The organism is Bacillus hominis, from assembly GCF_018332515.1.
Classification (GTDB): domain Bacteria; phylum Bacillota; class Bacilli; order Bacillales; family Bacillaceae_G; genus Bacillus_A; species Bacillus_A hominis.
This window is the reverse complement of the sequence record NZ_BOQD01000170.1, coordinates 22,694-32,690: the sequence shown is the minus strand read 5'-3', so window position 1 is coordinate 32,690 and position 9,997 is coordinate 22,694. Positions and strand designations below refer to the sequence as shown.

The window sequence follows — 9,997 nt, the reverse complement described above, 5'->3', positions numbered from 1 at the left end:
CACAAATTATTTTTATCGAAAAACTTTGAGAAAATTATTTTTTTACCATAATAGGTATTTTTCTGGTAAAATAAAATAGTATCGTAAAAATGCAACACATTTTCATACGAACAACCCTTTAAAGAAAAAAGGTGTCATCATAATCGATGACACCTTTTTCTATTACAAAGAAACTAATTAAAAATCACTTTCACATACATCCCTCTCACCGTTTTTTCATAAGCGATATCACTCATCTGTCTTATTTGTTCTGACACAACAGACGATGGAACAACTTCACCTTCACGAAGTAACGGCGGATCAATAAGGCGTACTTTATTTTTTTGATACAAATTATAATCATTTCTATCTTCTTTTACTTTTACATTTGGATGCACTTTTCTTAATAAAGCTTCCACTTCTGGATCGTTACATAGCTGTAATTTCACTATAAGCTCATCATCTTCAAGAAGAAAGTCCTCTGCATGAATGACCTTTTTATAAAGAGCCAATTTTAACGTTTTCGCTAACATATCATTCCCATAAATATTAATTGGTTTCATAAAGAAATCGATAACTTCTTTGTAATACGTCTTCGTAAACCATTCAGCAATCTGGATATTTTGAAGAACCATTTTTCCATTAACTACGATTAAATCATCTAAAAAATTTTGAGCTTCTTCTAAAGAAATATATCCATATGTATACATATCTCTCAATGTGTAATCCACTCGGTCTGCACATAATTCTGGTGCGGATCTTTCAAGTAATGTCCACTTCGAATCATCTAACAAAATATCTTCATAGTTATAACCATGCTTTGAAAGAAGCGCCGGGATTTCCGAGTTTTTCACAACAGAGCTAAATATTTCTTCATGATAACTTTCATTTTCGTTATCAAAAACATAATCAATTACATGAGAAAAAGCAGTATGCGATACGTCATGCAGTAAACCTGCAATTTGTTCTTCTACTGAACCACCAAGTTTTTTAATTAACAACATAGCACCAACTGAATGATCAAAGCGCGTTACATTCCATTTCTCATTCATTAAGTAACTTGCTCCGGCCTGATGAATGCCTTTCAGCCTTTGCACAGGTTTACTTAAAATTAATTCTTCTAACACTTTATCTACTTTAAACTCACCGTATATGACATCTGATATAACCACTCATAATCCCCCTTTTCAAGCAGAGTCTTCTTATAGTTATAGTATCTCTTTTTTCAGAGAGTAAATAAAGAACTTCACTCGAATATTTTGTACCTTTAAATTAAAAAATAGAGAGCCATCAGCTCTCTATTTCACATACCTATTCAAATGTAACTTCCACCTGCACAATCTCAGATCTACTTCCCAGTCTAAGCGGTGGTCCCCAGAATCCAAATCCAGAAGAAACAATCGCGTGGAATGCACCTTTTTTCGCGTATCCCCAGTCTAATTCGTACATTCTTCTCGTCACAATATGATTCGGCGCCATTTGTCCACGGTGCGTGTGACCAGATAATAATAAATCAACGCCGGCATCCGCTGCTTGTTTTAATTCAAATGGCTGGTGATCCATCGCAATAACAGGAAGCGATTTATCTACCGTACTCATTAGACTTTCAAAGCTTTGACGATCACGCTCTGTTTTATCTCTTCTTCCAACGAGATAGAAATCATCTTCAATTGTAATGACTTCATCTAAAAGAATACGAATATCAATCTTATCCATCTCTTGTAAAAACTCAGGAATAGCTCGGCCGTAATATTCGTGGTTTCCTAGCACGCCATATACGCCTAATGGAGCTTTCATCTGTTTCATGATTGGTCCCATATTTTTCTGAATGAACACACCTGGATGATCATCGATAATATCACCAGGCAGTAAAATAATATCTGGTTTCATTTCATTTACATGATGAACAAGTCTCTTTAAATGAGAAACACCAGACAGTTTACCGAAATGCATATCAGAAGCCATCGCAATGCGTAAACTTTTACGCCCTTCTACCTTTTTCGGTATATGTACATCATACTTTCTTACAACCGGACTATACGCATTAAATACCCCGTATGCGAAGATAAAGAAAAACACGAGTAAAGTGACTGCCCCTGTCCAAATAATTGCCGTGTCCCTCTCTATAGAAAACTGTAAAAAGAAAACTGCAATATCAGCTAATGGCAATAACATAAGCGCATATTGTATAACCGCAAACCAAATTGAACCGACCGTTCGCAGAAAAGGAAGAAATTTAAACACTTGCACGAGAATGTACGCATATGAAATAAATCCGACTACGAAAGCGTAATACCCCCAAGATTCCCAGCCAAATACTGTACTAAGCCAAACCCAGCCGTTCCAGCCAATGTAAAACATGAGTAGTGTGTATATAATTAAGATTGTAAATAAATTGAGATAACGAAGATTCTTCACGACTAGCCTCCTTATTGATTTCTTCTATTATATCTTGTTCTGTGTCTAGAACGTAAATAGTAAGCAAATCAAAGTTATTTTCCTCTTACTTGTGATCCTCATATTCTCTATGCAAATGTGGATATTTTAGCTGTAACGATGTAATAGGTGATTCTAAAGATTCTTATAACATAGCATTTAAGAAAGTCGTAAGAATATCTTCGTTACCACTCGTACCAAATAACTGTTTAAAGGCAAAATCAATGCGCAAATTTACTAATTGTTTGGACATGGCATTCCTCTCCTTTTATATCTATAACCAGCTCTCGTCTACATTGTACATAAGAATAAGACATTCAAGCAAACAAAGAGATGCGGCCCCTATACATACTCATATAGGGACCGCACCTTATTATTAAATAACAAAATCCTCCGGAATAAACACCTTCACTTCTTTCGGATGTACGTATACAAACTCACCCGCTTGAATGCTCAGCTGTTTGAACTGTTCTTTACTAATTTCTGCTTCTAAATATTCCTCTGTTCCGTCGCGCTTTAATTCTACATATACGACAGGGCCAACTGCATGTGAGTATGTTACTTTCGCCGGGATGGCATCTATACTTTGTTTTGTACGGGCAATTGATAGATGATGTGGTCTTACATATCCCACTCCGTCTACGTTTGAAACGTGCTTATGCTCTGGTGCTTCTAGCTCCACCGATCCGACATTTAGCTTACCTTTATGAACACGACCGTGAAATAAATTCACGTTTCCTAAAAAGTCGTATACGAACGGACTTGCCGGTTTTTCATACACTTCTTCCGGTGTTCCCATTTGTTCAATACGCCCTTCGTTCATCACAACGATGCGGTCCGCAACGTCTAACGCTTCTTCTTGATCATGCGTTACGAATACGCTCGTAATTTGAAATTCGTCATGTAATTTCCGGAGCCACCTTCGTAATTCTTTCCGCACTTTCGCATCAAGTGCACCAAACGGTTCATCAAGTAATAAAATTTTCGGTTCGACTGCAAGCGCCCGGGCTAGTGCGATACGCTGGCGTTGTCCGCCAGATAATTGCGCGGGATAACGTTTTGCGAAACCATCCATTTTTACTAGTTTCAATAGTTCTGTTACTTTTTCTTCTATTGCTTCTGCTGAAGGTCTTACACTTTTCTTTCTTACTTTTAAACCGAAAGCAACATTTTCAAACACATTCATATGTTTAAAAAGTGCATAGTGCTGGAAGACAAAACCGACTTGCCGGTTTTTCACGTGAATATTTGTTAAATCTTCCCCATCAAATGAAATAGAGCCTCCGTCCGCCTCTTCTAGTCCTGCAATAATTCGTAATAACGTTGTTTTCCCAGAACCTGACGGGCCTAATAAAGCGACCAGTTCACCTTTTGGAATATCCAAATGAATGTCTGTCAGCGCTTGAAATGTACCATATTGTTTTGATACATTTTGAATTTGAATACTCACCGCACTCACCCCTTATTGTCGTTTTTCCATTCTCCATTCAATCCAGTTTTTTATAATGAGCGTAAAAACTGCGATGAGTGACATTAAAGTCGCCACAGCGAACGCTGCTGAAAATTGATATTCATTGTACAAAATTTCAATGTGAAGTGGCATCGTATTTGTCACACCACGCACGTGTCCAGAAACAACGGAAACGGCACCGAACTCACCAATGGCGCGGGCATTACATAAAATCATACCGTATAATAGGCCCCATTTTATATTCGGCAATGTGACGCGCCAAAACATTTTCCAACCGCTTGCGCCAAGTGATAGAGCTGCTTCTTCTTCACTTTTCCCTTGCGCTTGCATTACCGGGATTAATTCACGGGCAACGAACGGAAACGTAACAAATATCGTCGCAATGATAATGCCAGGGACAGAGAAGATGAGCTTTATCCCGTGTTCCAATAACCATCCGCCAAGAGCAGCTCTCGGTGTAAAAAGTAAAACGAATACTAATCCTGCAATGACTGGTGATACAGCAAACGGTAGTTCAATAAGAGATAATAATACTTGCTTTCCTTTAAACTGAAACTTTGTAATAAGCCAAGCCGCCGCTATTCCGAATATCGTATTAAGCGGTACAACAATTAATGCCACGAGAAGTGTTAACCGGATTGCTGAAAATGCTTCTTGATCTGTTATAGCGGCAATATATACATCAACTCCTCGTTCAAATGCTTTCATAAAAATTGTCACGAGCGGCAGTAATAGAAAGAGAGATAAAAATAAAATTGTTATCGTAATGAATAGAATTGGTACCAATTTAGATTCTTTTTTAGCTGACATGCTTTTTACTATTTTCTTCTCCAATACTATTGGCTCCATTTCCTCTCCCCCTATTCACTTTTCAGTTCATGCCTTCTGCTCCAAGTTTGAATCATATTAATAAAAAGTAGGAAAAGGAGAGAAATAATAAGCATAACAGCAGCTACAGCTGTTGCGCCTGCATAATCATATTGTTCTAATTTCGTCATAATCATAAGCGGTGCAATTTCTGTTTTCATCGGCATATTACCTGCAATGAACACGACAGATCCATATTCCCCTAACGCCCTTGCAAATGCGAGTGAAAAACCAGCAAGCAAAGCCGGGAATATTTCTGGCAAAATGATTTTCATAAATATTTGGAAGCGTGACGCCCCTAAACTAGAAGCTGCTTCTTCTACTTCTTTATCAATACTTTGCAATACCGGTTGCACCATTCTGACGACAAATGGTAAGCCAATAAACGTAAGTGCAACAATAATTCCTAGCTGGGTAAAAGCTACTTTTATATGAAACACACTAAATATTTTTCCAACCCAGCCATTTTCCGCATAAAGCGTCGTAAGTGTAATACCAGCTACAGCAGTCGGAAGAGCGAATGGTAAATCGATTAGTCCGTCTAATAACCGCCTCCCTGGAAATGTGTAGCGAACGAGTACCCAAGCAATTAATAAACCAAAAATGGCATTTACGATTGCCGCTGTAAGTGAAGTTGTGAAACTCACTTGATACGAATGCAACACGCGCTCGCTCGTTACAACTTGCGCGAACTTCTTCCAGCCTAGCTGTGAAGTTTGAATAAATACGATAGAAAGTGGTATAAGTACGAATAAACTCATGTAGAGCATTGTAAATCCAAGAGATAATCCAAACCCTGGTAAAACACGCTTCTTCCTCATATAACGTCACCTCATCCCCCCTTATTTTTTATACATTTGATCGAATACGCCGCCATCATTAAAATGTTTTTCTTGCGCTTTTTTCCAGCCTCCAAATAGTTCATCCACTGTAAATAATTGAACTTTCGGAAATTGTGATGCGTACTTTTCTGCTACTTTTTCATTACGAGGGCGATAAAAGTTTTTCGCCGCAATTTCTTGCCCTTTTTCTGAATACAAATATTCAAGATATCCCTCTGCTACTTTTTTCGTTCCTTTCTTATCAACTACTTTATCTACAACAGCTACTGGTGGTTCTGCTAGTATACTAATTGAAGGTGTTACAATTTCAAATTTATCTTTTCCAAGTTCTTTTTGAGATAATAACGCTTCATTTTCCCAAGCGATTAATACATCACCAATTCCTTTTTCAACAAAAGTTGTCGTTGCCCCGCGTGCACCCGAATCTAACACTTCTACGTTTTTATAAATTTGACTGACAAACTCTTTCGCCTTATCTTCACTATTGTTATATTTCTTCAGCGCATATCCCCACGCACCTAAATAGTTCCACCTTGCTCCTCCAGATGTTTTTGGATTCGGTGTAATGACAGACACACCTTTTTTCGTTAAATCATCCCAATCTTTAATTCCTTTCGGGTTTCCTTTTCTCACAAGAAATACAATCGTTGATGTATACGGAGTAGAATTATCCGCAAGTCGCTTCTGCCAATCTTCTGCTAGTTGTTTCTTCTTACTAATTGCATCAATATCATAAGCGAGCGCTAGTGTTACAACGTCTGCTTCTAAACCGTCAATAACAGAGCGTGCCTGGCTTCCAGATCCCCCGTGTGATTGCTTTACATTTACTGTCTGACCATGCTTCTCTTTCCAATACTTCGTAAAGTCTTTATTGAAGTCTTGATATAACTCACGCGTTGGATCATATGAAACATTTAAAAGTTCGACTGTCTTCTTATCTGCACTTCCTTCAGAATTGTTAGTGGATGTTGCCGAACCACACCCTGACAAAAGGACAAATGCTGATAATAAAACACCTGTACTTTTCATTAATGCTGTCTTACTCCACTGTTTCATATATAAAGCCCCCTTAGTTTGTACAATAGAAAAAGGCACACAATCTATTCACAAAAGTGAACGTTGTGCGCCTTCAGTTTCTCTGATGAGCTTCTATTGTATTCTGTTTGATTTCTTTTCATTTTAATTCCGTAATTCACATGTGTCAACTTGGAATTTAAAATTATTATATAAGAAACTTCATACAAGCTAAAAATCAGCGGGAATGGACTCCCACTGATTTTAGTTTCACTTTATTTCTGCAACTTATCTGTCTTCGCAATAAATTGTGCTGCTTCTGCGCGGCTTACCGCTTTATCTGGAGCCCATCCATTATCTGTGCCAGCTGAAATGCTTTCTTGAATTAAAATGTTCGCATACTTCGCGCCCCAATGATCTTTTAAATCAGCAAATTCTTTTGGTAGTTTAATATTTTCATTTCTTTCTAATTTATATGCATTTACTAGCATAGAAGCCATCGATGCACGGTTAATTAGCCCGCCCGGATTGAAGTTACCCTGCTCATCACCTTTTACAATACCTGCTTTTTCAACTGCGGCAATATACGGTGTAGCCCAATGTTTTTGCGCATCACGGAATGATGGCTTCGCATCTTTATTAATTTCTAATCCTAAAACAGTAGCTAATATTTTTGCTGCTGAACCACGATCGATATTTTCAGCCGGTGCAAATGTACCATCTGGCTTACCATGTACTGCCTCTTTGTCTACTAAATATTGAACTGAATCTTGTGCCCAAGTCGGTACATCTGAGAACTTAGATTTCTTTTCAATTGCACTCGCATCAATTTCAAACTGCACTTGATATTTATGATCATATTTAATTGCTGGAATTAATATATGCATTTGCATATTATATTTTTTCGAGAATTCACCGATTTCAAATTGAACAACTTTCGTACCGTTATTTGCTTTATCTTCGGAGATCACTTTTACATCATGGAATGTCCCTACTTTATTAGAATCTTCTACTCTAAGATACTGGAAATAGCTACTATCTTGAACCGTTAACGTAACGATTTTTTTGTCACCTTGAATTGTTACTTTTGCATTTTTTAAATATGTAGAAGCAACTGATGTATCATTCGTTTGATCTTTATATGTTTTCAAAATTACATCGTATGTACCATCTGCAATTTTACTAGCTGCTTTCATTTCTACTGCCGCTTCTGCTTTCGCAATCGGTGCCATAATACCGCTAAATGGAACTGCTAAAGTTGCTGCTATAACGAATGCATTAACATATTTTTTTTTAATCATTATCAATATGACATCTCCCTTTATATGAATATACCCAACATAACTATCATATTGATAATGATTATCAATGTCAAATAAAATTAATAATACTATTTCCTACATAAGTACGCCTTCCGCTCGTTTTTAAAAAGTAAATAATGGGCCGTATGAACTTTTCTCTCTAAATAATCGATAGAATACGTGCTGGATGGATCAACTAAATCACCTATTGCACCGGAAAGGTGATCAATTACTTCCTGCAAAATTTCTAAAGTTTTCTTCTCATTTTCAGCATTCATTTCATCCATAATGTCACAAATAAGGTATTGGACCCTCCGTAAACGTAATTCTTTCTGCTCCACGTATATCTCCTCCTTATTAGTCATATTACGCTTTAAATATATGGCATCATAGCTTAACCAATGCTAAAAAATACAAAGGCAACCACCTTCATAAAGGTGATTGCCCCCATTTTTATACTTGTATCGCTTTCTCTCTTAAAGCTCTTCTTAACAATTTACCAGTTGTATTCTTCGGCAATTCTGTTAAAAATTCAATACTCATTGGCACTTTATATTTCGCTAAATGTAACGTGCAGTAATGCATGAGTTCTTCTTCTGTTACATTCGCTTGCTTCAGAACGACGTAAGCCCGTACTGCTTCTCCTAAGTTTTCATCCGGAACGCCGATTACAACAACTTCAGCTACCGAATCGTGAGTATATAATACTTCCTCTACTTCACGAGGATATACGTTATAACCGCCAACTAGGACGATATCTTTTTTACGATCAACGATATAGAAGTAACCTTCTTCATCCATTTTCGCTAAGTCACCTGTATATAGCCAGCCATTTTTTAATGTCGCTGCTGTATCTTCCGGCGCATTATAGTAGCCCTTCATAACGTTAGGTCCGCGAACAATTAACTCTCCAACTGCACCAACCGGTACTTCTTCCCCAAGTTCATTCACAATTTTATTTTCTACATGCCAAATATTTGTGCCAATTGATCCTGGTTTACGAGGACGGTCTAACGGATTGAAACAAGTAACTGGTGATGCTTCTGATAAACCGTATCCTTCTGAAACGATTACGTCAAAACGTTTTTCAAAGTTTTGCAGAAGGGCAACAGGCATTGACGCACCACCTGAAATACAAAGGCGAAGCGTCTTCACATCTTCTGCGCTCGCTTCTTCAAATAAATATAAGTAATTGTACATCGTCGGTACACCAGCAAAAATCGTTGGCTCATACGTGCGACAAATACGGAATACTTCTTTCGGACTAAACTTCGGTAACATTAAAATTGTTGCTCCGTTCACAATCGGCGCATTTACCGCAACCGTTAAACAGAACACATGGAACATCGGCAACGCTGCAACGACGCGATCATCTGCAGTATATCGTAAATATGACGCTACATCGCTCGCATTACTATATAAATTTTTATGTGTTAACATAGCACCTTTTGGTTTTCCAGTTGTGCCTGAAGTGTATAGGATAACCGCTACATCTTCTTCATCTAGTTCAGGACCTTCGTAAGTTAAATCTCCAGTTCCTATAAAACTAGTAAACGTTTTCATTTTTTCGGTTTCTGTATGAGTAAAATCTGATGAGGTTTCGCATATGATGATATTTTCTAATGAAGGAAGTCTTGTTGTAAGAGATTGTATAACAGGTAGAAGGACGTCGAGTACGATGATTGTTTTTACATCTCCATCTTGTAATATGTAATGTATTTCGTCTGCTGTATAAATTGGATTAATCGGAATGACAGTTGCTCCGGCTTTCATTGTTCCGTATAAACCTACTAAAAAATGTGGTGAATTGCCTACAGCTAATGCGACATTGTCCCCTTTTCCAATGCCCATTTTTGCTAAATTGCCAGAAAACTTCGTGACCATTTTGTTTAATTGGTCATACGAGACCGACTGATCCATAAATATGTACGCCGGTTTATCCCCCTTATTTTTTGCCGTTTCAGCCAAAGATTGAACGAGATTCACACAAACCCCACCTTTATAAAATTTAGAATATTTAAAAATTCTAAATTAATTATATTAAAAGAAAATTAAAGTAGCAAGTGATATTCTATTAACTGCATATA

Annotated in this window: 9 protein-coding genes and 1 pseudogene; all 10 read right to left on the bottom strand. The window is 37.4% G+C overall.

The window, feature by feature from the left end; all coding sequences use genetic code 11:
• Positions 1–173 precede the first annotated feature (173 nt).
• Positions 174–1,151, bottom strand: coding sequence for an HD domain-containing protein (locus tag KI356_RS17220; protein WP_212935993.1), 978 nt, complete (start codon positions 1,149–1,151; stop codon positions 174–176).
• Positions 1,152–1,290: 139 nt separating this feature from the next.
• The gene (locus tag KI356_RS17215) at positions 1,291–2,397 is read right to left on the bottom strand and encodes a metallophosphoesterase (protein ID WP_212935992.1); all 1,107 of its coding nucleotides are present in this window, start codon (positions 2,395–2,397) and stop codon (positions 1,291–1,293) included.
• 88 nt (positions 2,398–2,485) lie between these two features.
• Positions 2,486–2,668, bottom strand: a pseudogene (locus KI356_RS28225) (PD-(D/E)XK nuclease family transposase); the annotation flags it as partial.
• A 123-nt stretch (positions 2,669–2,791) separates the two neighbouring features.
• Positions 2,792–3,865: a sulfate/molybdate ABC transporter ATP-binding protein gene (locus KI356_RS17205; RefSeq protein ID WP_128282103.1), complete on the bottom strand. Its 1,074-nt coding sequence runs from the start codon at positions 3,863–3,865 to the stop codon at positions 2,792–2,794.
• Between the two features lie 12 nt (positions 3,866–3,877).
• Positions 3,878–4,735, bottom strand: a complete 858-nt coding sequence (gene cysW, locus KI356_RS17200) for a sulfate ABC transporter permease subunit CysW (protein ID WP_212935991.1) — start codon at positions 4,733–4,735, stop codon at positions 3,878–3,880.
• An 11-nt stretch (positions 4,736–4,746) separates the two neighbouring features.
• Positions 4,747–5,574: a sulfate ABC transporter permease subunit CysT gene (gene cysT / locus KI356_RS17195; RefSeq protein WP_212935990.1), complete on the bottom strand. Its 828-nt coding sequence runs from the start codon at positions 5,572–5,574 to the stop codon at positions 4,747–4,749.
• Between the two features lie 21 nt (positions 5,575–5,595).
• Complete coding sequence (locus tag KI356_RS17190; protein ID WP_212935989.1) at positions 5,596–6,651, bottom strand: sulfate ABC transporter substrate-binding protein; 1,056 nt, start codon at positions 6,649–6,651, stop codon at positions 5,596–5,598.
• A gap of 233 nt (positions 6,652–6,884) precedes the next feature.
• Positions 6,885–7,910, bottom strand: a complete 1,026-nt coding sequence (locus KI356_RS17185) for an S-layer homology domain-containing protein (protein WP_212935994.1) — start codon at positions 7,908–7,910, stop codon at positions 6,885–6,887.
• An 89-nt stretch (positions 7,911–7,999) separates the two neighbouring features.
• Positions 8,000–8,251 (bottom strand): hypothetical protein, encoded by a 252-nt coding sequence (locus tag KI356_RS17180; protein WP_002116872.1) that lies wholly within the window; start codon positions 8,249–8,251, stop codon positions 8,000–8,002.
• 112 nt (positions 8,252–8,363) lie between these two features.
• Entirely contained in the window at positions 8,364–9,896 is a 1,533-nt protein-coding gene (locus KI356_RS17175) for a fatty acid--CoA ligase family protein (protein ID WP_212935988.1), read from the bottom strand.
• Between the last annotated feature and the right edge of the window lie 101 nt (positions 9,897–9,997).